Genomic DNA, 24,648 nt, shown 5'->3' with positions numbered 1-24,648 from the left:
CCGGTCAGACCCAGGCCGGGCTTCAGGCGAGGGGCCTGCGCGAACCCCTCGATAGCGAGGTTTCCGGTAGATGGTTCAGCGACCAAGCCGGTAGGGTCGCCGCGTGGATCTGGACGACACCGCCGCCCGGCTCGGCGTACCCGTCGAGGACGTCGACCGCATTCACCGGCTCGCCGGCGACCGGCCGTCGGCTCCGCTGCCCGCCAAGGCCGACGCGCCCGCGATCCTCGACCGGCTCGCGGTGCGGCCGGACGACGCCGCCGAGATCATGGCAGGCTGGCCCGACCCCGACTCTCCGCTGTGGACTCCGGAGCTGCGCTGGCTGCTCGACCGCTCGATCGCCCTGGTTCGCGCCGACCTCGGGGGCCACGGCTGGCTGTCGCCCGGCCCGGAGCTGCCGCGCGAACGGGGCCCCGCCTGGCAACATCTCTACGTGTACGCGTACCTGGCCCTGGTCGACGTCGTCACGGCGTACCACCGCGACCACGGCATCGCCGATGCCGTGTCGTGGGCGACCCTCGCGGACCTGGGCCGCAACCTCGCGGTCGACCGGCGGATGCACCGCGAGGGCTGGCCGGTCATGCAGAGCTGGCTGACGCTGCACGCGCGCGGCGGCCTCTACGAGCTGGGCCGGTTGCAGCACCAGCGCGGCGGCACCGCCATCGACCTGCACATCCCCGAGTCGGGGCCGATGACCCCGGAGGCGGTCGCGGCGTCGCTCGACGAGGCCCGCGCGTTCTTCCCGCACCACTTTCCCGACGAGCACTACACGGCGTTCTCCTGCGGCTCGTGGCTGCTCGACCCGCAGCTGCTCGAATACCTGCCTGGGGACTCCAACATCGTCCGGTTCCAGCGGAGGTTCGAGCTGGAGCCCTACGAGGAGCCGGAAGGGTTGGACGCCGACGTCGAGGTGCTGAGGTTCGTGTTCCGCACCCTGACCACGCCGCTGGACCGGCTGCCGCGCCGCACCGTGCTTGAGCGCGCGATCGTCGACCACCTGAGGGCCGGCCGCCACTGGCACATCCGCCGCGGCCGCTTCCCGATCTAGCCGGGGGTCTGCCCGCGCTGCCACACCTCGCCCTGGGCACCGTGCCGCTCGGCCGCGTACCGCTCCTGGGTGCTGGCCGCCTCGCGGGCCGCCGCCGAGTCCTCCGGGGTGGACTGCCGCCGCCGGTCCCGCCAGGCGACCACGACGAACGCGGCCACGGCCAGCGCCAGGGCCGACCCGAAGACAATCATCACTGTCGTCATGTCCCGACGGTAGGGCAACCGGGTGAGGGCCGCCGACCCGTGGACGGCCTGGTGGTGGCCGAGGCGTCGCGCTCGGTAGCGGTGGGGAATGGTGGGGCGTAGTGTCATCGACACCCTTCGCAGCCGAGGTTAGGACGCGCGATGCCAGTTCCGCAGCGGACGGGCAGGGCTCGACGGGTCCTCTGCCGGCTCAGGCTGCACCTACCGTCCGGGTTCGCCGACTCCGCCGACCCGTGCCGCCACGAGCGGCGGTGCCGGCACTGCGGGCAGGTCTTCTCCGCCAAGGTGATCCACACGTACGGCCGAGCCCGCGGCGGGGCGGAGCCCTGCGAGCAGGTTTCCGCCTGCGTCCGGTGCGGGCACGAGTCGAAGTGGCGCAAGCACAACCGGACCCATTCCGTGCTGGTGGCCGACCTGCCCGCAGCTCAGCGACGGTTTCATCCTCCCGAGCCCTGCGACTACGCCCAGGTCTGCGACGTCTGTGACGAGGTCACCCAGGTTCGGACGGAGCACGACTGGGACCGGGATGAGTGGGGCGGCAGGTGTCGCGTGTGCCGGGAACTGCGCCTCACCGACGAGGCTTAGAGCGACCGTCGACAGGGTGCGCCTGAGGCGGCGTTCCCTACCGGGCTCTGAGACCGTCCAGCGTGAAGGTCAGCAGTCGCTCACCCTGCGCCGGGGAGCTCTGCTCACCCACCCACGCCATCGCGTTGACCAGCGCGTACAGGTCCGGGGCGGTGACGTCCTCCCGCAGTTCTCCGGCCGCCCGCGCCCGCGCCACCAGCCGTTCACCAGCGGCGAGTACCGCCTCGCACGCGGCATGCAGATCCGAGGACTCGTCCTCGATCGCTCGCATGAACGAGGCGCCCAGCCCTCGGTAGCGGGCCGCGTGTGCCACGGCCGCCTCCGCCCAGGCGGCCAGGGCCTCGAACGGCGAGGAGCGACCAAGCAGTTCCTCGCCGGTTGCGGCCAGTGCGCGCATCCGATCACCCAGCAGCGCCTCCAGCAGCGCCTGCCGGTTGGGGAAGTGGCTGTACAGCGTGCCGTTGGCCACGCCTGCCCGCCGCGCGATCTCCTCCAGGGAGGCATCCGTGCCGCGCTCGGCGAACGCGGTCGCCGCCGAGGCGAGCAGCCGGTCGTAGTTGCGGCGAGCGTCCGCGCGCATTCGACGCGGCGGCGTCGACTCTCCGGTGTTCATACGCATCCCTCACTAGACAAGTTGAGGCAGTCTCAATATATTTCTCGGGACAGTCTCATCTTAACGTCGAAGGGGACAGCTCATGACTGCGGCACGCAGAGCCGACAAGCCCATCCTGGTCACCGGCGCCACCGGCCGGCAGGGCGGCGCCACCGCCACCCACCTGCTGGCCGACGGCTGGCCGGTCCGGGTCCTGGTCCGCGACCCGAACGCCCCGGCCGCCCGGGCCCTGGCCGCAGCGGGCGCCACCCTCCATCAGGGCGACCTGGATACCCCCGAGACCCTCAACGCGGCCCTCGCCGGTGCCCACGGCGTCTTCGCCGTCACCCCCGACGACCGGGACGGCGAGCGTGAGATCCGGCGCGGACGGCACCTCGTGGACGCCGCGGCGGCGGCCGGCGTCACCCACCTCGTCTTCACCTCCGTCGGGGGCGCCGACCGGAACGACGGCATCTCCTACTGGGAGGCCAAGTGGGCCATCGAGCAGCACATCCGCGCCGTCGGCGTACCCGCCACCGTCCTGCGGCCGGTGCGCTTCATGGAGAACCACACCATTCCCGGACTACCCATGGGCGGCATCACGGACGGTGTCCTGCGCCACCTCTTCAGGCCGGACGTGCCCGTGCAACTGATCGCGGTGACCGACATCGGTGCCATGGCCGCCCTCGCCTTCGCCGACCCCGCCGCATACCTCGGTCAAGCCCTGGAACTTGCGGGCGACGAGCTAACCCCCGACGCCACCGTGCGCCTGATCAGCCAGCATCTCGGCCGTCCGATCACCTACGAGCAGATCCCGGCCACCACCCTGAACTTCAACGGGGACGCCACCAGCGCCTTCGCCTCCGAGCGGGGTGTGTGGCGGGCCGACATCCCAGCCCTGCGCAAACGCCACCCCGCACTCCTGGACTTCCCCACCTGGCTCGCCCGAGGCGGCGCCGACGCGATCGCGGCGCTCCTGGACAAGCGCGGTTAGGGCGACGTCAACAGGTCTCCTGACCCTCACCGGTGCTCACCGCCCGGCGAGGGTCAGGAGATGTAGTGCAGGATCACGTTGTGCACGTGGTGGCTCTTGTCCGAGCCTCGGAACTCGACCTCGTACGTGTGGGTGCCGACGTGGATCGCGATCGAGCCGGTGGAGAAGAACGACCCGCCCCACGACTTGTTGCTCACCACGCTCACGCTGGTGATCTTCGAGTACGGGATGCTGGTGATCGCGTACCGCTTGCCGACGAAGGACCGGTCCTGGATGATCACGCGCCGGTCGGTCAGGCCGATGAACCCGGTGCCGGTGCCCACGGCGTCGTAGACGGCGATGATCTGTTCACCGTCGAGCAGGCCGCTCTGGATCTGCTGGAACTGCTCCTTGCGGTCGTACGTCGCGTTCGCCATGAGCCCACGGTAGGTCGGTCGCGCCAACGGCCACCCGGTCAGACCCGGTCGAGGCGGTATAGCTGGCAGCTGTCCGAGTCGGTGAGGTGTTGGTAGAGCCAGGGCTCGGCGCGGCTGCCCGCGATGTTCAGCGATGTGCCGAAGCTGCTGCCGTAGCCGGGCGGAGCGGTGAAGGCCAGGAGGATGTCGTGTGACGGGCCGTCGGCCGGGTTGAGGGACCAGGTGCCGGGACCAGAGAGCGGGGGATCCTGATCCTGCTCGGAGGCGTCCCAGCTCTCCCAGTTGGTGAGGCCGCTCGCGCTGAGTGTGGAGTCCGCGAAAAGCTCCAGTCGCCCGCCATCGGCGGTGGCGTACGACCCCGTCAGGTCGGCCGCAGTGATCCCGGTGGGGCGCTCGGTCCCGCAGCCGAAGTAGTTGACGGGGCTAAATACGGCCAGTAGGCCCGCACAGCCGGCCAGCACGGCACCACAGAGGACGACGACGCCCACGACGGCACCGACAGAGGCGAGCGCGAACATCCGACCGGACTTCACGCGTGCACCATACGGCGTGCGGGTCACCCCGCCCAAGAGCTCTCAGGCGCTCGTGACGGCCCGGTACACGTCCTCGATGCGGGCGGCCAGCAGGACCTCGCCCTCGGTGAGCGGCTCGCCGTCGCCGTGCCCGACCCGGATCTGGGTCCGGCCCTCCCGGCGGCTGATCTCGGGGCGCAGGTGCAGGGCGTCGGCGACCACCTTCACCCGCTCGGTGAGCGCGGCGTGCTGGGTGTCGTCCATCACCAACGTGCGCCGGATCTGCTCGCCCTCCCGGGTCCATCCGGTCAACAGGGTCAGTGCGTCGCTCAGGTAGTCGTGCTTCGTCCGCCCCCTGAACAGCACGCGCATCACCGCACCTCCCAGGCGTCGTTGCCGGCTTGTGGCCAAATCGTCGCCGTCCCGTGTCTATGCCGGTGCGTCAATTTTGTCGTCCGACCGAGGGTGTGTCCACGCCCACACTTCCTACTTCTACTGGCCTGGCGGACGGTCACGGTACCCAAACCGCCGATTGATCTGGCACCCTGGACGCCCGTGCAGACCGAACGGGCCAGCGAGGACGGACAGACCGAACGACAGGAACCAAAGGTGATCGTCGGCGCGGCGATCATCGAGGACGGGAAGGTGCTCGCCTGCGCCCGGTCCGCCCCTCCCGAGGTCGCCGGGATGTGGGAGTTCCCGGGCGGCAAGGTGGAGCCGGGGGAGAGCGAGACAGCCGCGCTGGCCCGCGAGTGCGCCGAGGAACTGGCCGTACGCGTGGCGGTCGGCGACCGGGTCGGCCGCAACGTGCGGATGGCCCACGGCCGCTCCGTGCTCAAGGTGTACGCCGCCCGCCTGCTGCACGGCGACCGACCGCAGGCCCTGGAACACTCCGCCCTGCGCTGGCTGTCCGCCCACGAGCTCGACACGGTCACCTGGCTCCCCGCCGACGCCCCGATCGTCGCCGCCCTGCGCCCGCTGCTCGCCGCCGACTGACCGGCCGAAGCGGGCGTACGGGCGAAATGCGGACGGGGGCCGCCGGCGCGTGCCGAGGCCCCCGTCTGCGTCGCTGCGCTCAGTGCTTGTCCTGCTCCGGGTGGGCGAAGTTCAGGTGCTCCGGGGGCAGCGGGAACGTCACGTCGTCGCCGAACGGCGACGGCGCGGCGGCCCGGTCGAAGGTGAGCTCCGTCAGCGGGAGCCTGCCGTTGTCGTCCACCGCCGGGGCGGTCGGCCTCGGCACCTCGCGGTGCCAGTTGACGCCGGCCTGGGCCTCGGCCTCGGCTGCCGGGTCGTGCGAGTCGCCCGCGTGCGAGTGCACCCCGCCGTGCGCGACGTGGGAGTGCACCGCGTCGCCGTGCTTCGCGCTGGTCACGAAGGTCTGAGGCACCTGACCCCTCCGAAAGATTTTGCTACCGAGCCACACAAGGGGATCGTACCTGCGGTCGACGACCCGTTCCTTCATGGGGATGATCCCGTTGTCTGTGATCTTGATGTGCTCGGGGCAGACCTCGGTGCAGCACTTGGTGATGTTGCAGAAGCCGAGCCCCTGCTCCGCCTGCGCGTACTCCCTGCGGTCGGTCCGCGTGTCGAGCGGGTGCATGTCCAGCTCGGCGGCCCGGATGAAGTACCGGGGGCCGGCGAAGGCGTGCTTGTTCTCGTCGTGGTCCCGGATCACGTGGCAGGTGTTCTGGCACAGGAAGCACTCGATGCACTTGCGGAACTCCTGCGAGCGCTCGACGTCCACCTGCTGCATCCGGTAGTCGCCCGGGGCCACCCCGGCCGGCGGTGCGAACGCCGGGGTCTCCCGTGCCTTCTCGTAGTTGAACGAGACGTCGGTGACCAGGTCCCGGATGATCGGGAAGGTGCGCAATGGGGTGACCGTGACGGTCTCGTTCTCCTCGAAGGTCGACATCCGGGTCATGCAGCCCAGCTTGGGCATCCCGTTGATCTCCATGGAGCAGGAGCCGCACTTGCCGGCCTTGCAGTTCCACCGGCAGGCCAGGTCCGGCGCGTCGGTGGCCTGGAGCCGGTGGATGATGTCGAGGACCACCTCGCCCTCGTTGACCTCGACCTGGTAGTCCTGAAGGTCGCCGCCGCTGTCGTCGCCGCGCCAGACCCTGAAGTGACGCTTGGTGCCCATCAGTTCCCCGCCTCCTCGGCGTCGGCGTCCGAGACGAGGGCGTCGAAGTCGGCCAGCTCCTCGTCGGTCAGGTACTTGGCCAGTTCCGCGCGGTCGAAGAGGCCGATCAGCTCCGAGCGCATCTTCGGCAGCGGCTTGTGGGCCAGCCGCACGGCGTCACCGTTCAGCGAGCAGACCAGGTTCACCCGCCGCCACATCGGGTCCATCGCCGGGAAGTCCTCCCGGGTGTGCCCGCCGCGCGACTCCTGCCGCTCCAGCGCCGCCTTCGCGGTGCACTCCGAGACCACCAGCATGTTGCGCAGGTCCAGCGCCAGGTGCCAGCCCGGGTTGTACCGCCGGCCGCCCACCGCGCTGACCTTCGCCACCCGCTCGCGCAGCTCGGCCAGCCGCCCCAACGCGTCAGCCAGCTCGCCCTCACGCCGGATGATGCCGACCAAATCCCCCATCACCACCTGGAGGTCCTGCTGGAGCTGGTAGGGGCTCTCCCCGGTGTCGCGCTGCAACGGCGCGAGCGCCGTCTCCACCGCGGCCTCCACCGCGCCGATCGCCACCTTCGGGCGCACGGTGAGCTGATCGGTGTACGACGCGGCGTGGCCGCCCGCCCGCTTGCCGAAGACCAGCAGGTCGGACAGCGAGTTGCCGCCGAGGCGGTTCGACCCGTGCATGCCGCCGGAGACCTCACCCGCGGCGAAGAGCCCGCGCACGCTGCCGAACGCGGCCCCGGAGTCCGGGTCCACCTCGACGCCGCCCATCACGTAGTGGCAGGTCGGGCCGACCTCCATCGGCTCCTTGGTGATGTCGACGTCGGCCAGCTCCTTGAACTGGTGGTACATCGACGGCAGGCGGCGGCGGATCTCCTCGGCCGAGCGCCGCGAGGCGATGTCCAGGTAGACGCCGCCGGCGGGCGTACCCCGACCGGCCTTGACCTCGCTGTTGATCGCCCGGGCGACCTCGTCGCGGGGCAGCAGCTCCGGCGGGCGCCGGTTGTTGTCCGGGTCGGTGTACCAGCGGTCCGCCTCCTCCTCGGTCTCCGCGTACTGCTTGCGGAAGACGTCGGGGACGTAGTCGAACATGAACCGCTTGCCGTCGGAGTTCTTCAGCACGCCGCCGTCGCCGCGCACCGACTCGGTGACCAGGATGCCCTTCACCGAGGGCGGCCAGACCATGCCGGTCGGGTGGAACTGGAGGAACTCCATGTTGATCAGCGTCGCCCCGGCGCGCAGCGCCAGCGCGTGCCCGTCCCCGGTGTACTCCCAGGAGTTCGAGGTGACCTTGTAGGACCGGCCGACGCCGCCGGTGGCCAGCACCACCGCCGGGGCCTCGAACAGGATGAACTCGCCGGACTCCCGGTAGTAGCCGAACGCCCCGGCGACCTTCTCGCCGTCGAGCAGCAGCTCGGTGATGGTGGTCTCGTCGAACACCTTGATCCGAGCGTCGTACGAGCCCAGTTCCGCCTTGTCCTCCTGCTGGAGGGAGACGATCTTCTGCTGGAGGGTGCGGATCAGCTCCAGGCCGGTCCGGTCGCCGACGTGCGCCAGCCGCGGGTACTCGTGGCCGCCGAAGTTGCGCTGGGAGATCTTCCCGTCCTTGGTGCGGTCGAAGAGCGCCCCGTAGGTCTCCAGCTCCCAGATCCGCTGCGGCGACTCCTTCGCGTGCAGCTCGGCCATCCGGAAGTTGTTGAGGAACTTCCCGCCGCGCATGGTGTCGCGGAAGTGCACCTGCCAGTTGTCCCGGCTGTTCACGTTCCCCATGGCCGCCGCCGCGCCGCCCTCGGCCATCACCGTGTGCGCCTTGCCGAACAGCGACTTCGAGATGATCGCGGTCTTCTTGCCGGCGAGCCGGGCCTCGATCGCCGCGCGCAGGCCGGCGCCGCCGGCCCCGATCACGACGACGTCGTAGTGGTGTCTTTCGATGCGATTCGTGGTCGTCATGTCAGGCCCTCTAGTTGATGAACCGCAGGTCGTTGAACCAGCCAGCCGCGACCGCCATGACGTAGAAGTCGGTCAGCGCCAGGGTGCCGAGGGTGATCCAGGCGAGCTGCATGTGCCTGGCGTTCAGCGTGGAGATGAACGTCCAGGCCTTGTATCGCACAGGGTGCTTGGAGAAGTGCTTGAGCCGCCCGCCGATGATGTGCCGGCAGGAGTGGCAGGAGATCGTGTACGCCCACAGCATGATCACGTTGACCAGCAGGACGATGTTGCCCAGCCCGAAGCCGAAGCCCTTCGGCGAGTGGAAGGCCAGGATCGCGTCCCAGGTGTTGATCAGCGAGATGATCGCGGCGGCGTAGAAGAAGTAGCGGTGCAGGTTCTGGCCGAGCAGCGGGAACCGGGTCTCGCCGGAGTAGGTCTTGTGCCCGTCCGGGACCGCGCAGGCCGGCGGCGACAGCCAGAACGACCGGTAGTACGCCTTGCGGTAGTAGTAGCAGGTGAGCCGGAACAGCAGCAGGAACGGCAGGGTCAGCGCCGCGTCCGGGATGACCCACCAGCCGGGCAGGAAGCGCCCGAAGTGCGAGGCGCTCTCGACACACCGCTCGGTGACACAGGGCGAGTAGAACGGGGTCAGGTAGTGGTACTGCTCCACCCAGTACCACTTGTGCATGAAGACCCGGACCGTCGCGTACGCGATCCAGGCGCTGAGCCCGACGACGGTGATCAGTGGGGCTATCCACCAGCGGTCGGTCCGCAACGTCTTCGCCGCTATGGCGGCGCGTGCTCGCGCGCCCCGCGGCCTCGTTGCCGTTGATGTCATTCGAGTCGTCTCCCTGACGGGGCCCTGACGGGCGGCATCATGTTCCGGCCGGCACGCGGACCGGCGAACCTCGTACCCGCTGCCACGTCACGCGCAAGCCAACGACCGCACCGGTGTGCCGGCGCAGCTAAGTGACACACGTTACGCCGATCTCCGCTGGCCGTCCGCGCAAGGGAGCGTCCCGGGTGTCCGGTCCCCCGAAAACCCCTCGCAACACGTTCGATTCCGGGGTTGCGGGCCGCACCGCGCCGGTCGGCAGGGGACTGACCGGTCGCGGCGTGGGACTCAGCCGGAGGCGCCGCCGGTGAAGTTCCAGGCGGCCAGCCGCAGCGCGGGGGCATCCCACCAGACGCCGTCGACCCGGTCCGGCTGCCGGGCCGGGTGGCGGCCGATCCCGAGCACCGCGCCGGGCCCCAACGCCCGGGGGTACGACTCGGTGAAGCGGAAGTCTCGCACCGCCCGGACCGGCACACCGCCCTCCACCAGCCAGACCCCGTTCCGGGTCAGCCCGGTGATCACCAGGCTCTTGGTGTCCAGCACCCGGGTGTACCAGAGGTCGCTGACCAGCAGGCCACGTTCCATCCCGGCGACCAGGGCGGCGGTCTCGGCGTCGAGCACCGGCCCGCCCGGCGTCTCCAACCCGCCCGGCGTCTCCACTCCGCCCGCCGGCCCGACCGAAGCCCCCGGCCCGTCCATCGGCCCACCGCCGGCCACAGTGGGACTCGCCACAGGGTCGCCCGTCCCCCGGGCGGAACCGGCGGCGGCCACCCCGCCGGGGCCGGTGAGCCGCAGGTTGCCGGGCGTCGGGCCGAAGGTGGCCGCCCCCGGCTCCGCGTGCCCGGTGGAACCCGTGCCGGCCTGCGCGCCGCTGCGCCGGTCGTGCGCCACGGCGACCGTGGTGCCCGCGTCCACCAGGGTCAGCGCCCGCCGGCCGGTGCCCTCGGCGTCGAAGGGCAGCCCGGAGCCGCCGAGCGGGTCGTCGACGAGCGTCACCGCCGGGTCGAACTGGGCGACTCCCGGCTCGGCGAACGACTGCCGCTCGGCGAACCGCTTGCCGTTGAAGCCCCACACGGCGAAGTTGTGCAGCAGGTCGGCCACGGCGGCCGGCTCCAGCACCACCTCGTACCGGCCCGGCGGCAGCTCGACCGGGGCCACGGCGGCCCGGGCCTTCGTGGCGGCCCGGTGCCCCAGCGCCGCCCCGTCGAGGTTGGCGAGCCGGTCCGCGCAGAGCCGGGCCACCCCGTCCGCCGCGCCGGCCCGGGCGATGCCGTCCATCGCCGCCTCTGCCGCGCTGCCCTGCGCCGAGTGGCCGGCCGAGTTGGCGAACGCCGCAGCCCGGTACGCGGTGCGGCAGTAGCCGGCGGCCTCCAGCCCGCCGACGGCGGCCACGAACGCGCGCACCCGCTCGGCCCGCTCGTCGGGCTCGGCGAACGCGGTGGCCTCGTCCCACGCCGGGACGGCCGGCACCGACGCCGGCGGGGTCAGCCCCGGCCAGGCCGGGTCGGGCGGGCAGAGTCGGGCCGCGGTCAGGGCCCGTTCGACCAGGGCGGCCAGCCCGTCCGGGGTGACCACGCTGCCGCTGCCGGCGGCCGTACGCCCGTCGGCGTGCACCCGCAGCCGCACCCCGACGCCCGACTCGGCCACGTTCTGGTGGATGAAGGAGTTGGCGAACCGGGTCAGCGCCAGCTCGGACCGGGTGACCACCACCTCGGCCTCGGCCCCCGGCCCGCCCAGCCGGCGGACCAGGTCGACCACCCGGCCGGCGAGGTCGAGCGCGTGCCGCTCGGCATCGTGGCTCATGCGCCCACCGCTGCGCTCACTCATGCGCGGACTCCCACTCGGACGTTGCGGAACCGGGCCGGCGCGGCCGGGTGGCCGGTGTGGCCGGTCTGGCCGGGCTGGCCCTTGCCGCAGTTCGGCGTGCCCCACGCGACGGTCTCCGAGGAGAGCATGTCCATCGAGCGCCAGAACAGCGGCCCGATGCCGGTGTAGGTGGGGTTGCGCAGCATCCGCCCCCGCCGGCCCCGCTTCACCTCCCAGCCGATCTCGCAGCCGAACTGGAAGTTGAGCCGCTTGTCGTCGATGGACCAGGAGCGGTTGACGTCCATCAGGACGCCGTCGTCGGTGGCCGCGACGATCTCGTCGAGGGTGTGCGGGCCGGGCTCCAGGCCCACGTTGGTCATCCGCACCATCGGCAGCCGGGCCCAGCCGTCGGCCCGCACGCTGCCGCCGTGGTCCAGGCCGGCGACGGCGGCCGAGTCCCGGCCGGCCAGCACCCCGACCCACCGGCCCTCGCGCACCGCGTCGCGCCGCACCGCCGGGGAACCCTCGTCGTCGAAGCCGAAGCTGCCGAGCGCGCCGGGGATGGTCGGGTCGATGGTGACGTTCATCAGCTCGGAGCCGTAGCGCAGCGAGCCGAGCCGGGCCAGGTCCAACCAGGACGTGCCGGCGAAGGCGGCCTCCCAGCCGAGGATGCGGTCCAGCTCGATGGCGTGCCCGACCGACTCGTGGATCTGCAACGCGAGCTGCTCGCCGCCGAGGATCAGGTCGGTCTCGCCGGCCGGGCACAGCGGGGCGGTGAGCAGCGCCCGGCTCTCCTCGGCGACCCGGGCGGCGTGCGCGGCCAGGTCGAGCGAGGTGACCAGCTCCCAGCCGGTGGTGCCGTACTGGCCCCGGTAGCTCGGGTAGGACCGGCGCTGGGTCTCGCCGTCGCCGATCGAGGTGGCCGAGATGCCGCCGCCGCACTCGCGGATGTGCTGGTCGATGCGGTGGCCCTCGCTGGAGACGAACCACTTCGTGGTGTCCCAGACCTGGTAGAGCCCTTCGGCCACGTCCGCGCCGTGGGCGGCCATCGTGGCGGTCGCGCCGACGAGCAGGTCGCCCTTGTCGGACAGGGCCACCCCGAGCGGGTCCACCTCGCACTGCGAGGACCAGCTCGCGACGGTCGGCTCGGCCGGCACCAGGTCGATCGGCGGGCCAGGGACGCGCGCGCTCGCGGCGGCGATCCGCGCGGCCCGCCGGCCGGCATCGCGGGCCGCCGCGTCGGAGAGGTCGGGCACGGCGTGGAAGCCCCAGCTCGACCCGACCAGCGCCCGGACGCCCAGCCCGAGGCTCTCGTCCTGGGTCAGCTCCTCGACGTCGCCGTTGCGGGCGGACATCGACTCGTACCGGCGGTGCATCACCCGGGCGTCGGCGTACCGGGCCCCCGCGTCCAGGGCGGCCTGCACGGCCGCGGACGCCGCGTCGAATCCGGTCATGGCCCGACCCTAGGTGACGGGACCGACATCCGTCAGGGGACGAGATCCTCCGGCCGGACCGTCGCCCGGACAGGCTCGGTCAGCTCCAGCACCTCACCCACCTTGGTGACCGACCGCTCGATGTAGTGACGGCCCTGCCGACGGTAGAGATGCAGCGTCCCGCTCTCCTGTTCGATCAACAGGTACCAGTCGATGCCGGCGGCGGCGTAGTAGTGCATCTTGAGCACCTTGTCGGTGGCCGCGTTGCTCGGTGAGATGATCTCGCAGACCAGCCGCACGTCGCGCGCCTCGATGTTGGGATCGTCGAAATCGATCTCGCCGGTGATCACCAGGTCCGGAATGGGGATGCGACCTGGCTTCAGCCGGACGTTGACGGCTTCCAGCACGCGTAGGCCGGCTTCGCGGACCGGCGTCCGTAGGACGGCCCGCAGTTCGCCCGAGATGTTCTGGTGCCGGGGGGTGGGGGCTGGGGTCACGTGGAGGCTCCCGTCGAACAGTTCGACCCGCTGGGACGTCTCGCCGAGGGCGAGGTACTCCTCCTCGGTCCACGGGCCGTCGTGGTCGAACACCGCCGCGGTCATGGTCACCTCCACCTCGATCCGGCGCGGATCCTCTCCCGGTTGCCGCCACCATGGTCGCACCGTACGTGCGACTGAACGAGGAGTTGACCGACAACCTCGGCTACGAGACGCACGATCCGGCCGGTATGGGCACCGTCAGGGGACGAGATCCTCCGGCCGGACCGTCGCCCGGACAGGCTCGGTCAGCTCCAGCACCTCGCCCCGTTTGACCGCCGCGTGCTCCACGTAGTGGGCGTGCCGACGGTGGTAAAGACGTAGCGCGCCCGTGTCCTGCTCGATCAACAGGTACCAGTCGATGCCGGCGGCGGCGTAGTAGTGCATCTTGAGCACCTTGTCGGTGGCCGCGTTGCTCGGTGAGATGATCTCGCAGACCAACCGGACCTCGTGCGCCTCGATGTTGGGATCGTCGAGGTCGACCGGGTTCGTGACGACGAGATCGGGAATGGGGACCCGCCCGGGCCTGAGCCGGACGTTCACCGCCTCCAGCAGTTCCAGCCCGACGGCCTCGGCGGCCGGTTCGAGGATGTTGCCCAGCTTGCGCGAGATTCGTTGGTGCCGGGGGGTGGGGGCTGGGGTCACGTGGAGGCTCCCGTCGAACAGTTCGACCCGCTGGGACGTCTCGCCGAGGGCGAGGTACTCCTCCTCGGTCCACGGGCCGTCGTGGTCGAACACCGCCGCGGTCATGGTCACCTCCACCTCGATCCGGCGCGGATCCTCTCCCGGTTGCCGCCACCATGGTCGCACCCGAGGTGCGATCGGGGGGTGCGCATCGCGTCGATGTCCTGGTGGGGGGTGTCGGAGGTAGATGCCGAGTCGTTACGCTGACCCCCGCTGACAGCACCCGTTTTGTAGCTTAGTTTCAGCCTCAGTGATCTGTTGTAGGTTCTCTTCGTCACTGAGGGAGGCGGTCGTGGACAAGTCAGCACCGGCGCCGTCCGGGCAACCGGGCGACCGTCCCGGCGTGCCGGAGCAACGCGGAGACGGCCCATACCTGAGAGTGAGCGACCTGCGGGTGCAGTTCGCCACCTCCGACGGCACGGTCCGCGCCGTGGACGGGGTCTCCTTCGCCGTCGAGCGGGGGCGCACCCTCGGCATCGTCGGCGAGTCGGGCTCGGGCAAGAGCGTCACCTCGCTGGCGATCCTCGGCCTGCACGACCCGAAGCGCGCCACCATCACCGGCGGGATCTCCGTCGGCGGCCGGCAGCTCATCGGCCTGCCGGAGGAGGACGTGCGCCAGCTGCGCGGCCGGGACATGGCGATGATCTTCCAGGACCCGCTGTCCGCGCTGCACCCGTACTACACGGTGGGGAAGCAGATCGCCGAGGCGTTCCGGGTGCACCACCCGGGGGCCGGTAAGCGGGAGGCCCGGCGGCGGGCCGTGGACATGCTCGGCCGGGTCGGTATCCCGCAGCCGGCAAAGCGTTACGACCAGTACCCGCACGAGTTCTCCGGCGGCATGAGGCAGCGGGCGATGATCGCCATGGCCCTGGTCAACGACCCGGACCTGCTGATCGCCGACGAGCCGACCACCGCGCTCGACGTCACCGTGCAGGCGCAGATCCTCGACCTGCTCGCCGACCTCCAGGCCGAGTTCCACTCCGCGATCATCCTGATCACCCACGACCTCGGGGTGGTCAGCCAGGTCGCCGACGAGGTGCTGGTGATGTACGGCGGGCGGGCCGTCGAGCACGGCGCCGTGGAGCAGGTGCTCCGGCGCCCGCAGCACCCGTACACCTGGGGTCTGCTCTCCAGCGTGCCGTCGCTGCACGGCGACTCGGACGCGGACCTGATCCCCATCCCGGGCAACCCGCCCAGCCTGATCAACCTGCCGTCGGGCTGCGCCTTCCACCCCCGCTGCCGGTACGCCGACCGCAACGGCGACCGCTCCCGCACCGAGGTCCCGACGCTGGGCCCGGCCGGCGAGGCGGGTCACCTGGTCGCCTGCCACCTGCCGGCGCGGGAGCGCACCCGGCTGTACCGCGAGGACGTCGCACATGTGGGGGTGGCCCGATGACGGACCCGACGACTGACACCGAGCCGTTGCTGCGGGTCAGCGGGCTGACCAAGCATTTCCCGGTGCGCGACGGGTTCCGGAGCACCGGTCTGGTCCAGGCCGTCGACGGCCTGGACTTCGAGGTGCGCCCCGGCGAGACGCTGGGCCTGGTGGGGGAGTCCGGCTGCGGCAAGACCACCACCGGCCGGATGCTGGTGCGGCTGCTGGAGCCGACCGCCGGGAAGATCGAGTTCGCCGGGCGGGACATCACCCACGCCGGGCGGCGCGAGCTGCGCCCGCTGCGGCAGGACCTTCAGATCATCTTCCAGGACCCGTACGCCTCGCTGAACCCCCGGCACACCGTGGGCCGGATCGTGGCGATGCCGTTGCAGGTCAACGGGATCAAACCGCCGGGCGGGGTGCGCAAGCGGGTCCAGGAGCTGCTGGAGCTGGTCGGGCTGAACCCCGAGCACTACAACCGCTACCCGCACGAGTTCTCCGGCGGGCAGCGACAGCGCATCGGCATCGCCCGGGCGCTGGCCCTGCGACCGAAGCTGATCGTCGCCGACGAGCCGGTCTCCGCCCTGGACGTCTCGATCCAGGCGCAGGTGGTCAACCTGCTGCGGGACCTGCAACGGGACCTCGGGCTGGCGTTCGTCTTCATCGCCCACGACCTGGCCGTGGTGCGGCACTTCTGCCAGCGGGTCGCCGTGATGTACCTGGGCCGGATCGTCGAGATCGGCGACCGGGCGGACATCTACGAGCGCCCGCAGCACCCGTACACCCGGGCCCTGCTGTCGGCGATCCCGGACGTGACGACGCTCGGGCCGGGCGGCCGGATCCGGCTGACCGGCGACGTGCCGACGCCGCTGAACCCGCCGTCGGGCTGCCGGTTCCGCACCCGCTGCTGGAAGGCGCAGGACGTCTGCGCCACGGAGGAGCCGGCCCTGAAGCCCCGGGACGGCGGCGCCCAGTCGACGGCCTGCCACTTCCCGGAGTCCGAGCGGGTCGACGTGAGTGGTGCGGAGGTGACGAGGTGAGCCTGTCCCCGGTCGAGGGCGTGGCGCTGGCGGAGATCGAGTCCACCGGCGACGGCGACGGCGACGCGCCGAAGGCGAAGGGCTTCGTCGGCCGGTCGCCCGGCCAGCTCGCGTGGGTCCGGCTGCGGCGGGACCGCACGGCCATGATCAGCGCCGCGATGCTGGTCTTCTTCGTGCTGCTCGCGTTCGCCGTGCCGCTGATCCAGGCGCTGTACGGGGTGGGCCCGCGCGAGCAGTTCCAGGACCGGCTCGACGGCTTCGGCATGCCGCTGGGCTACGCCGGGGGCATCACCGGCGAGCACTGGTTCGGGCTGGAGCCGGGCCTGGGCCGGGACATCTTCATCCGGATGGTGCACGGCCTGCGGACGTCGCTGTTCATCGCGTTCGCCGCCGCCGTGATCACCGCCGCGCTCGGCATCCTGCTGGGCACCCTCGCCGGGTACCTGGGCGGCTGGATCGACGCGGTGATCAACTGGATCACCGACCTGACCCTGGCCATGCCGTTCCTGATCATCGCGCTGGCCCTGACCCCGACCGTCGCGCTGCGCTTCTACGGCCAGCGCGAGGCGGTGCCGCCCGCGTTCCAGATCGGCGTGCTGATCTCCATCTTCGCCCTGTTCGGCTGGACCAGCACCGCCCGGCTGGTCCGGGGGCAGGTCATCGCGCTGCGCGAGCGGGAGTTCGTGGAGGCGGCCCGGGCCAGCGGCGCCGGGCTGGGACACATGCTCTTCCGCCAGCTCCTGCCGAACATCTGGGCGCCGATCCTGGTGTCGTTCTCCCTCGCGGTGCCCTCGTACATCACCAGCGAGGCGGCGCTGTCGTTCATCGGCGTCGGCCTCACCGACGAGACGCCGAGCTTCGGCCGGATGATCTACCGCAGCCTGGACTACCTCCAGACCGACCCTTCGTACGTCTTCTTTCCCGGCATCACGATCTTCGCGCTGGTGCTCGCCTTCAACCTCTTCGGGGACGCGCTGCGCGACGCGCTCGACCCGAAGTCGTCCCGGTAGGGGTTTCCTATGGCGCGATTCCTGGTCAAGCGGCTGCTCTCGGCCGGGCTCACCCTGTTCGCGGTGAGCGTGTTCAGCTTCCTGATGTTCTTCGCCCTGCCCCGGGACCCGGTCAGCGGCATGTGCCCGAAGAACTGCAACCCGGAGCGACTGGAACGGGTCCGCCAGGAGCTGGGCCTGCGCGACCCGCTGATCAGCCAGTACGCCGGCTACATGAAGGGCATCTTCACCGGTCGGGACCTGGGCAGCGCCCAGGGCGGCCGGTGCGACGCCCCCTGCCTGGGCTGGTCGTACGCGAACAACGAGGCGGTCAGCGACACCCTGGCCCGGGTGTTGCCGGTGACCCTGAGCATCGTGATCCCGGCGGCGATCCTCTGGCTGCTGCTCGGCGTCGGCCTCGGCATGGTCTCGGCGCTGCGCAGGGGCACCTGGCTGGACCGGGTGGCCATCGGCTTCTCGCTGACCGGCGCGTCGTTGCAGATCTACTTCGTCGGCGCGGTGCTGCTGCTGGTCCTCGTCTACAACCTGCGGCTGCTGCCGGTGCCGAGCTACACATCGCTGTTCGACAGTCCGGCGAAGTGGGCCAGCGGGCTGGTGCTCGCCTGGGTCGCGCTGGCCTTCCTCTACTCCGCCATCTACGCGAGGCTGTCCCGGGCGCAGATGTTGGAGACGCTCTCCGAGGACTACGTCCGCACCGCGCGGGCCAAGGGCCTGACCAAACCCAAGGTGTACGGGCGGCACGCGCTGCGCGCGGCGATCACCCCGGTGGTGACCATCGCGGGGCTGGACGTCGGCGGGGCGCTGGGCGGCACCGTGATCACCGAGACCACCTTCGGCATCCAGGGGCTGGGGCGTACCGCGGTGAACGCGGTCAGCGACGGTGACCTGCCCACCATCATGGCGACCGTGCTCATCGCCGCGGTCTTCGTGGTGCTGGCCAACGTCGTGGTGGACCTGCTCTATGCCGTGATCGACCCCCGGGTGCGGCTGCGCTGACCGTCGCCCGGCCGCCACCGCGGCGCTGACGGAATCATCAAGAACCGTTACACAATTCGAAGATTTTCTTCTTTACGATCCTCGGGACGTCGGCGTTTCCGCCCGGCGGCACCGGGTGGAGGAGGTAGCAGATGAGACCACGCGCAGCGGTCGCCGCAGGCGGCGCCATCGCACTGGTGGTGACGTTGGGGGCGTGCTCGGAGAACACGGGCGACGGCACCACGGTGGACAACACCCGGCAGCAGACCGGGGTCATCGCCACCGACCCGAAGGACTCGTTGGGTCCGGCGGCGGAGGTGGCCGGGGCGCAGAAGGGCGGCACCTTCACCATCATCCGGGAGACCCCGATCTCCCACCTGGACCCGCAGCGGACGTACTCGTTCGCGGGCCTGATGGCCAACCCGCTCTTCTCCCGCTACCTGACCACCTGGAAGGACGACGGCAAGGGCGGCCTGGTCCTCGTCGGCGACCTGGCCGAGACCCCGGGCACCAACGTCAACTCCGACTGCAAGGTCTGGGAGTTCAAGATCAAGGACGGGGTGAAGTTCGAGGACGGCACCCCGATCACCTCCAAGGAGATCGCGTACGGCATCGCCCGGTCGTTCAACCCGGACCTCGCCGGCGGCCCGACCTACGTGCAGGAGTGGCTGGCCGACAGCCCGGAGTACGACACCAAGTGGGACTTCAAGAAGAACCAGACCTCGCTGCCGCCGGGGCTGACCGCACCGGACCCGAAGACCCTGCGCTTCGAGTTCGCCAAGCCCCGCTGCGACCTGCCGTTCGCGGTGTCGCTGCCGACCAGCGCGCCGCTGAAGGCCGACAAGGACACCGGGGTCAACCTGGACCAGCGGCCGTTCTCCTCGGGCCCGTACAAGGTCGCCAAGAACCAGGCCGGCGTGCAGCTCACCCTGGACCGTAACCCCCACTGGGACGCCGCCACCGACCCGGTGCGCCACCAGTACCCGGACCAGTTCGTGTGGAGCTTCGGCCCGACCGCCGACGCCGCCAACAACCGGGTGATCGCCGACAACGGCGCCGACCAGAGCGCCGTCGCCTTCAACTACGTGCCGTCCTCGCTGGTCGCCAAGGTGGCCCAGGACGCGGCGCTGAAGTCGCGGACGATCCTCTCCCCGACGCCGAGCGCCAACCAGCTCGTGATCAACAACCAGCGGGTGACGGACCTCAAGATCCGTCAGGCGCTGAACTACGCCATCGACCGGGACGGCCTGATCAAGGCGGTCGGCGGGCAGACCGTGGCCCAGCCGATGACCACGCTGATGCCGTCGTCCACCATCGGCTACGAGGCGTACGACGCGTACCCGGCCGGGGCCAACGGCAACGTCGACAAGGCCAAGGAGCTGCTCGGCGGCAAGACCCCGGAGCTGGTCCTCGGCGTGGCCGACAACACGGGCGAGCAGAAGATCGCGATCCAGCTCAAGGGCAACCTGGAGCGGGCCGGCTTCAAGATCACCGTTCGGAACATCCCGGACGACGCGAAGCTCGACGAGGTCAAGAAGAAGAACAACCCCTGGGACCTGTACATCGGCAACTGGGCGGCGGACTGGCCCAGCGGCGCGTCGATCCTGCCGGTGCTCTACGACGGCCGCTCCATCAAGGCCGAGGGCAACAGCAACAGCGCGTTCTTCAACGACCCGGCGATCAACGCCGAGTTCGACCGGATCCTCGCCCTGGAGCCGACCAAGCAGGGGCCGGAGTGGGCCAAGCTCGACCAGAAGATCATGAAGGAGCACGCGCCGGTGGTGCCGCTCTACGTCGACGTGGCCTACCTCGTGCACGGCTCCAAGGCCGGCGGGGTCTTCATCTCCAGCGTCTTCGGGTACCCGTCCTTCGTGAACGCGCACGTCAAGAAGTAGTGCCGAGTCACGGCCGGGCCCCAGCCCGGTAGACGAAGGGCCCCCGCTCGACAGCGCCGTCGAGCGGGGGCCCTTCGTTCACCCCAGGTGGGTGCGGAGGAAGTCGAGTTCCAGGCGGAGCAGGCGCTCCGACAGGCCGCCCGCGGCCAGGTGGGTGGCCCCGGTCAGCGGCAGCACCGAGTGCGGCCGGCCCGCGCCGAGCAGCGCCGCCGACAGCCGCAGCGTGTGCGCCGCCACCACGTTGTCGTCGACCAGGCCGTGCACCAGCAGCAGCGGCCGGGCCGGCTCGCCGGACACCGGCCGCTCGGCGGCCAGCTCCAGCAGCGAGTGGTGCGCGTAGACGTCCATTCCGTCCTCCGGCATGCCCAGGTAGCGCTCGCTGTACGCGGTGTCGTACAACGCCCAGTCGGTGACCGGGGCGCCGACGATCCCGCACCGGAACAGCTCCGGGTGGCGCAGCACCGCCAGCCCGGCCAGCCAGCCGCCGAACGACCAGCCCCGCACGCCGACCCGTCCCAGGTCCAGGTCGGGGTGCTTGCCGGCGAGCGCGGTCAGCGCGTCGATCTGGTCGGTCAGCACCACGTCGGCGACCCGCCGGTGCACCGCCTTCTCGAACGACGGGGCCACCCCGGGGGTGCCCCGGTTGTCGACCGTCACCACCGCGAAGCCGGAGTCGGCCCACCACTGCCGCTCCAACCAGGCCGACCGGGCCGCCACCACCTCCTGGTGCCCCGGGCCGCCGTAGACGTCCAGCAGCACCGGCAGCCGGGTGCCCTTGACGTGGTCGGTCGGGTAGAGCACCGCGCTCGGCAGCCGCCGGTCGGTCACCCGCACCATCGTCGGCCGGGGCGCGTACGGCGGGGTGGCGGCCAGCGAGCGGAGCTGCGCCACCTCCCGGTCGCCGCGCCACACCGACCAGGTGGTCCCCGGCTGCTCCAGCGACGCGGTGCCGACCACCAGCGTGTCCCCGCCCACCGCGGCGGTGTGCCAGCCGGGGGTGCCGCTCATCCGGCGGGCGTCCACCCCGCCGCCGATCAGCGTCCGGACCCGGTACAGGTGTCGCTGGCTCGGCTCGCCCTCACTCGCCTCGACCAGCAGGTCGGCCGGGCCGTTGCCGGCGGGCAGCCGGCCCACCACCCGGCGCACGTACAGCGAGGGCGGGGTGAGCAGGGTGCCGTCGGCGAACAGGCAGCGGGCGTCGTACCCGTCGTGGGCCAGCTCGCCGCCGACCAGCACCCGGCCGTCCGGCAGGTGCGCCGGGGTGCCGGGGATCGGCTCCACCCAGCGGGGATCGGCCAACTCCGCGTGCACCTGGGTCTCCCCGGTGCGCGGATCCACCGCGAGCACCAGGCCGTGCTGCTGGGAGCGGCGCAGCACGGTGATCAGCGGGTTGCCGTCGGCCCAGTCGACCGACGTCAGGTACGGGTAGGTCTCCCGGTCCCAGTGCACGTCGACCCAGCCGCCATCGAGGTCGAGCAGGTGCAGGCTGACCTCGGCGTTCGGCCCGCCGGCCTGCGGGTACGCGACGGTGGTCGGCGGGCTCGCCGGGTCCGCCGGGTCGTGCAGGTGCCAGCGGGGCAGCCGGGACTCGTCGACCCGGGCGGCCAGCACGGCACGCCCGTCCGGCGCCCACCAGTAGCCCCGGAACCGGTGGAACTCCTCGGCCGCCACGTGCTCGGCCAGCCCCCAGGTGACCCCGGCGTCCTCGCCGGCCAGCAGGGAGTCGGTGCCGTCGGCCGACACCACCCGCAGCTCGCCCCGGCGCACCCCGTCGGCGGCGTCGGTGACGTACGCGAGCTGTTCGCCGGTCGGGTCCGGGCGCGGGTCGATGACCGGGCCAGCGGTGTTCACCTCGACCACGTCCCCGTGCACCAGGTCGGCCCGGAACAGCCGGCCGGCCAGCGCGAACACCGCCACCCGGCCCGCCCCGTCCAGGGCGTACGAGCCGATGCCGGCGGCGCTGAGCCGCAGCCGCTCGCGCAGCGCCCGCTCCCCGGGGGCGAGGGCCGCCGGGTCGGCGCCGGCGCCGAGCAGCCCCGCCGGGTCGGCGACCAGCCGCTCCTCGCCGCTGGCCGGGTCGAGCAGCCAGAGCGCGTCGGCGGGGTCCTCCGGACCGGCCGAGCGCAGGAAGATCACCCGGGCGCCGTCGTCGGCCACGGAGACGGCGCGCGGTGCCCCGTGACAGAACCGGCGGGTACGGGCGGCCAGCTCCGGAAAGTCCACACGTCGGATCGTAGAGCGGGGCCGGCGGCGATGTGGCCGACCTGCGTGGACGCGTCGGGAACAGCGGGGAATCCAGCGCCGGTTAGAGTGACCGTCGTGACGACGCTGCCCGACCGCCGCCTCCTGCTGGTCCACGCGCACCCCGACGACGAGTCCATCGGCACCGGCTCGACGATGGCCCACTACGCCGCCGCCGGCGCTCACGTCACGCTGGTGACCTGCACCCTCGGTGAGGAGGGTGAGATCCACGTGCCGGAGCTGGCCCAGCTCGCCGCCGCCGAGGCCGACCAGCTCGGCGGGTTCCGGATCGGCGAGCTGGCCGCCGCCTGCGCCGCGCTCGGCGTCGCCGACCACCGCTTCCTCGGCGGCGCGGGCCGTTACCGCGACTCCGGGATGATGGGCCTGGACACCAACGAGCACCCCCGGGCGTTCTGGCAGGCCGACCTCGACACCGCCGCCGGGCACCTGGTGGAGATCATGCGGGAGGTGCGCCCGCAGGTGCTGATCACGTACGACCCGAACGGCTTCTACGGCCACCCCGACCACATCCAGGCGCACCGGGTGGCGATGCGGGCGGTGGAGCTGGCCGCCGCGGAGGGGATCGCCCCGGCCAAGGTCTACTGGACGGCCATGCCGCGCAGCGTGCTGGAGGCCGGCCTGAGCCACTTCACCGAGTCGTCGGACAACCCGTTCGACGGCATCGAGAGCATCGAGGACCTGCCCTTCGGCACCCCCGACCCGGAGATCGCCGCCCGGATCGACGCTACCGAGCAGCACACCGCCAAGGAGGCGGCGATGCGGGCGCACGCCACCCAGATTCCGGCCACCTCCTGGCTCTACTCGATCGCCGGCAACTTCGGCGCGGAGTTCATGGGGGTGGAGTACTTCACCCTGGCGGTGGGGGAGAAGGGGCCGGGCTCCGGCCCGTACGGCTGGGAGGACGACCTCTTCGCCGGGATCGGCCTCGACGACGACGGGTCCGGCCGCGCACCGGTCTCGGCGGCCGGCGTCCGGTGACCCTGCCCGCCGCGCCGATGTCGGTCGTCCCGCCGCAGGCCCCCGCCCCGACCCCGCCGGGCCGGGCGTGGCGGCTGCTCGACGTCGCCCTGCGGGTCGTCGGCGGCCTGGTGGCCGTGCTCGGCGCGGTGGTGACCGGCCTGCTGGAGCTGCTCCTGTCGACCGCCCGGGTCGGCGGGCAGTTGATCGGGGTGTCCGTGCTGGTGGCCGTCGTCGCCAACATCGCGCTGGGCTGGTTCGCGTACGCGGCGGTCGGCCGCCGGTGGGCGGTGGTCCTGCCGGCGACGCCGTGGTTCGTGCTGATGGGCGCGGCGGCCGTCCGGACCAGCGAGGGGGACCTGCTGCTCGCCGGGGACAACTGGGTCGGGCTCGCGATGATCGTGGTGGGGGCGATGACCTTCGCGGTGATGGGGTTCCGGCAGGTGCTGGCTCCGCCGCCGGTCCGCCGTGTCGGGTGATGACGGCGCTCATCTTCCGGTGGTAGACATTCCTGCCAGGAGGCCCGCTGTCGCGGCGGGCGGTGCGGCGGGAGGCGTGCGATGAAGGATCGGTGGCGGTCGGCCGGGGTGCTCGCGGCGGCGCTGTTCGTGGTCAACGTGGTCGCCCGGGTGGTCACCAAGCTCGGTCTCGACGGCGACGACGCGGCGGCCGACCGGGTCTCGCTGGCGATGTTCCTGGTGATCGGGGCGATCCTCGCGGTGCTGGCGTTCCGCTGGGGGCAGGACCGCCCGGTGGCCCGCTGGGCCGGCGACGTGGCCGCAGCCGTGGGGATCGCGGTGCTGCTGACCGTCCTGGTCGGGCCGCTGCTGGTCGGGCAGAACCCGTTCGACGGCGACGCGGGCACCCTGCTGGCCCAGGCCGGGCTCTACCTGCTGGCCGCAGCCGCCGGCGTGCTCGTCGGCTACCTGACCCTCACGGCGCTGGGCCGCGACCACCGCTCCCGGATGCTCAAGCGGTACGCCGAGATCAAGGCGGCGAAGCCGCACCGCCCGGTCCGCCGCTGACCGCCCGGTCCGCCCGCCCCGGGTGAGGTGGGACGGCGGGACCGCCGTCCGAGCGGCTGGGGGCCGGGCGGGTAGTGCCACCTCGCCCCCTTTGCTCTGCTGCCGCCACCGCAACACCAGCATCTGCCTGCACACCAGCACGCCGTGCAACACCAGCACCAGCGTCGCGCAGTCGCTTCGGGTCGGGTGCCGGCCGGGCACGAGAGGCGGCAGAATCGTCACGCTCCGCGAGCGTTGCGCCGGGGGCGGCAGAGCAAAGGGGGCGCTGCGGGGTTGCCCGCGGGTCGGCGACGATGTCAGCGTCGGCGTTCCCGCCCCGCCCTCTGGGGTGGGGCTTCATGATCGTCTGCTGATTTTGGAGAACTCGCCCGGCGTGTCGTCTCACAAATCAGCAGACGATCACGCCACGGCAGGC

Annotated in this window: 25 protein-coding genes; 12 read left to right on the top strand and 13 right to left on the bottom strand. The window is 71.7% G+C overall.

Annotated elements, in window-relative coordinates; genetic code table 11:
* Positions 1–103 precede the first annotated feature (103 nt).
* A complete protein-coding gene (locus GVV04_RS06630; RefSeq protein ID WP_161685630.1) occupies positions 104–1,048 on the top strand; it encodes an acyltransferase domain-containing protein in 945 nt (314 codons plus the stop codon).
* On the opposite strand, the gene GVV04_RS06625 is transcribed toward GVV04_RS06630, so the two are convergent.
* Positions 1,045–1,251: a hypothetical protein gene (locus GVV04_RS06625; protein WP_161685628.1), complete on the bottom strand. Its 207-nt coding sequence runs from the start codon at positions 1,249–1,251 to the stop codon at positions 1,045–1,047. The genes GVV04_RS06630 and GVV04_RS06625 overlap by 4 nt on opposite strands.
* A gap of 141 nt (positions 1,252–1,392) precedes the next feature.
* Between GVV04_RS06625 and GVV04_RS06620 the strand changes: the two genes are divergently transcribed.
* The gene (locus GVV04_RS06620; protein WP_161685626.1) at positions 1,393–1,836 is read left to right on the top strand and encodes a hypothetical protein; all 444 of its coding nucleotides are present in this window, start codon (positions 1,393–1,395) and stop codon (positions 1,834–1,836) included.
* A 37-nt stretch (positions 1,837–1,873) separates the two neighbouring features.
* Here the strand turns inward: GVV04_RS06620 and GVV04_RS06615 are convergent, their stop codons facing one another.
* Positions 1,874–2,449, bottom strand: a complete 576-nt coding sequence (locus tag GVV04_RS06615; RefSeq protein WP_161685624.1) for a TetR/AcrR family transcriptional regulator — start codon at positions 2,447–2,449, stop codon at positions 1,874–1,876.
* An 82-nt stretch (positions 2,450–2,531) separates the two neighbouring features.
* On the opposite strand from GVV04_RS06615, the gene GVV04_RS06610 reads away from it, so the two are divergent.
* Positions 2,532–3,422, top strand: coding sequence for an NmrA/HSCARG family protein (locus GVV04_RS06610; protein ID WP_161685621.1), 891 nt, complete (start codon positions 2,532–2,534; stop codon positions 3,420–3,422).
* Between the two features lie 53 nt (positions 3,423–3,475).
* On the opposite strand, the gene GVV04_RS06605 is transcribed toward GVV04_RS06610, so the two are convergent.
* From GVV04_RS06605 to GVV04_RS06595, 3 genes are read right to left on the bottom strand one after another with little or no spacing between them, the layout of a single operon-like run.
* On the bottom strand, positions 3,476–3,838 hold the full coding sequence (locus GVV04_RS06605; protein ID WP_161685618.1) for a PH domain-containing protein: 363 nt from the start codon (positions 3,836–3,838) through the stop codon (positions 3,476–3,478).
* Between the two features lie 38 nt (positions 3,839–3,876).
* The gene (locus tag GVV04_RS06600; RefSeq protein WP_161685615.1) at positions 3,877–4,371 is read right to left on the bottom strand and encodes a hypothetical protein; all 495 of its coding nucleotides are present in this window, start codon (positions 4,369–4,371) and stop codon (positions 3,877–3,879) included.
* Between the two features lie 42 nt (positions 4,372–4,413).
* A complete protein-coding gene (locus tag GVV04_RS06595) occupies positions 4,414–4,722 on the bottom strand; it encodes a 4a-hydroxytetrahydrobiopterin dehydratase (protein ID WP_161685612.1) in 309 nt (102 codons plus the stop codon).
* 183 nt (positions 4,723–4,905) lie between these two features.
* Here GVV04_RS06595 and GVV04_RS06590 point away from each other — a divergent pair, with 183 nt between their 5' ends.
* Positions 4,906–5,346, top strand: coding sequence for a (deoxy)nucleoside triphosphate pyrophosphohydrolase (locus tag GVV04_RS06590; protein WP_161685610.1), 441 nt, complete (start codon positions 4,906–4,908; stop codon positions 5,344–5,346).
* Positions 5,347–5,425: 79 nt separating this feature from the next.
* Here GVV04_RS06590 and GVV04_RS06585 read toward each other — a convergent pair whose 3' ends face one another.
* From GVV04_RS06585 to GVV04_RS06555, 7 genes are all read right to left on the bottom strand, one after another.
* On the bottom strand, positions 5,426–6,490 hold the full coding sequence (locus GVV04_RS06585; protein ID WP_161685607.1) for a succinate dehydrogenase/fumarate reductase iron-sulfur subunit: 1,065 nt from the start codon (positions 6,488–6,490) through the stop codon (positions 5,426–5,428).
* Entirely contained in the window at positions 6,490–8,421 is a 1,932-nt protein-coding gene (locus tag GVV04_RS06580; RefSeq protein ID WP_161685603.1) for a fumarate reductase/succinate dehydrogenase flavoprotein subunit, read from the bottom strand. The genes GVV04_RS06585 and GVV04_RS06580 overlap by 1 nt, the downstream gene beginning before the upstream one ends.
* Positions 8,422–8,431: 10 nt before the next feature.
* Entirely contained in the window at positions 8,432–9,238 is an 807-nt protein-coding gene (locus tag GVV04_RS06575; RefSeq protein WP_161685602.1) for a hypothetical protein, read from the bottom strand.
* A 285-nt stretch (positions 9,239–9,523) separates the two neighbouring features.
* The gene (locus tag GVV04_RS06570) at positions 9,524–11,038 is read right to left on the bottom strand and encodes a TldD/PmbA family protein (RefSeq protein ID WP_161686734.1); all 1,515 of its coding nucleotides are present in this window, start codon (positions 11,036–11,038) and stop codon (positions 9,524–9,526) included.
* 20 nt (positions 11,039–11,058) lie between these two features.
* Positions 11,059–12,495: a TldD/PmbA family protein gene (locus tag GVV04_RS06565; RefSeq protein WP_161685599.1), complete on the bottom strand. Its 1,437-nt coding sequence runs from the start codon at positions 12,493–12,495 to the stop codon at positions 11,059–11,061.
* A 32-nt stretch (positions 12,496–12,527) separates the two neighbouring features.
* Positions 12,528–13,076 (bottom strand): Uma2 family endonuclease, encoded by a 549-nt coding sequence (locus GVV04_RS06560; protein WP_161685596.1) that lies wholly within the window; start codon positions 13,074–13,076, stop codon positions 12,528–12,530.
* Between the two features lie 135 nt (positions 13,077–13,211).
* Positions 13,212–13,760, bottom strand: coding sequence for a Uma2 family endonuclease (locus tag GVV04_RS06555; RefSeq protein WP_161685593.1), 549 nt, complete (start codon positions 13,758–13,760; stop codon positions 13,212–13,214).
* 226 nt (positions 13,761–13,986) lie between these two features.
* Between GVV04_RS06555 and GVV04_RS06550 the strand changes: the two genes are divergently transcribed.
* From GVV04_RS06550 to GVV04_RS06530, 5 genes are all read left to right on the top strand, one after another.
* Positions 13,987–15,090, top strand: coding sequence for an ABC transporter ATP-binding protein (locus tag GVV04_RS06550; protein ID WP_161685589.1), 1,104 nt, complete (start codon positions 13,987–13,989; stop codon positions 15,088–15,090).
* The gene (locus tag GVV04_RS06545; protein WP_161685586.1) at positions 15,087–16,109 is read left to right on the top strand and encodes an ABC transporter ATP-binding protein; all 1,023 of its coding nucleotides are present in this window, start codon (positions 15,087–15,089) and stop codon (positions 16,107–16,109) included. The genes GVV04_RS06550 and GVV04_RS06545 overlap by 4 nt, the downstream gene beginning before the upstream one ends.
* Positions 16,106–17,119 (top strand): ABC transporter permease, encoded by a 1,014-nt coding sequence (locus GVV04_RS06540; RefSeq protein WP_161685584.1) that lies wholly within the window; start codon positions 16,106–16,108, stop codon positions 17,117–17,119. Before GVV04_RS06545 ends, GVV04_RS06540 begins: the two co-directional genes overlap by 4 nt.
* A gap of 9 nt (positions 17,120–17,128) precedes the next feature.
* Entirely contained in the window at positions 17,129–18,115 is a 987-nt protein-coding gene (locus GVV04_RS06535; protein WP_161685582.1) for an ABC transporter permease, read from the top strand.
* Positions 18,116–18,246: 131 nt separating this feature from the next.
* A complete protein-coding gene (locus GVV04_RS06530; RefSeq protein ID WP_161685579.1) occupies positions 18,247–19,989 on the top strand; it encodes an ABC transporter substrate-binding protein in 1,743 nt (580 codons plus the stop codon).
* A 78-nt stretch (positions 19,990–20,067) separates the two neighbouring features.
* Here the strand turns inward: GVV04_RS06530 and GVV04_RS06525 are convergent, their stop codons facing one another.
* Positions 20,068–22,212 carry a S9 family peptidase gene (locus GVV04_RS06525; RefSeq protein ID WP_161685576.1) on the bottom strand — a complete coding sequence of 715 codons (2,145 nt, stop codon included), beginning with the start codon at positions 22,210–22,212 and terminating at the stop codon, positions 20,068–20,070.
* Between the two features lie 87 nt (positions 22,213–22,299).
* Between GVV04_RS06525 and mshB the strand changes: the two genes are divergently transcribed.
* The 3 genes from mshB (at position 22,300) to GVV04_RS06510 (ending at position 24,233) form a co-directional block, all read left to right on the top strand.
* Positions 22,300–23,229, top strand: coding sequence for an N-acetyl-1-D-myo-inositol-2-amino-2-deoxy-alpha-D-glucopyranoside deacetylase (gene mshB, locus GVV04_RS06520; protein WP_328822238.1), 930 nt, complete (start codon positions 22,300–22,302; stop codon positions 23,227–23,229).
* 17 nt (positions 23,230–23,246) lie between these two features.
* Entirely contained in the window at positions 23,247–23,687 is a 441-nt protein-coding gene (locus GVV04_RS06515) for a hypothetical protein (protein ID WP_161685571.1), read from the top strand.
* A gap of 81 nt (positions 23,688–23,768) precedes the next feature.
* Positions 23,769–24,233 carry a hypothetical protein gene (locus GVV04_RS06510; RefSeq protein WP_161685568.1) on the top strand — a complete coding sequence of 155 codons (465 nt, stop codon included), beginning with the start codon at positions 23,769–23,771 and terminating at the stop codon, positions 24,231–24,233.
* The last annotated feature ends 415 nt before the right edge of the window (positions 24,234–24,648 follow it).

It is taken from the genome of Micromonospora rubida, assembly GCF_009908295.1.
Classification (GTDB): domain Bacteria; phylum Actinomycetota; class Actinomycetes; order Mycobacteriales; family Micromonosporaceae; genus Micromonospora; species Micromonospora rubida.
The sequence above is the reverse complement of the archived record's forward strand: the minus strand, read 5'-3'. Positions and strand labels throughout refer to the sequence as shown.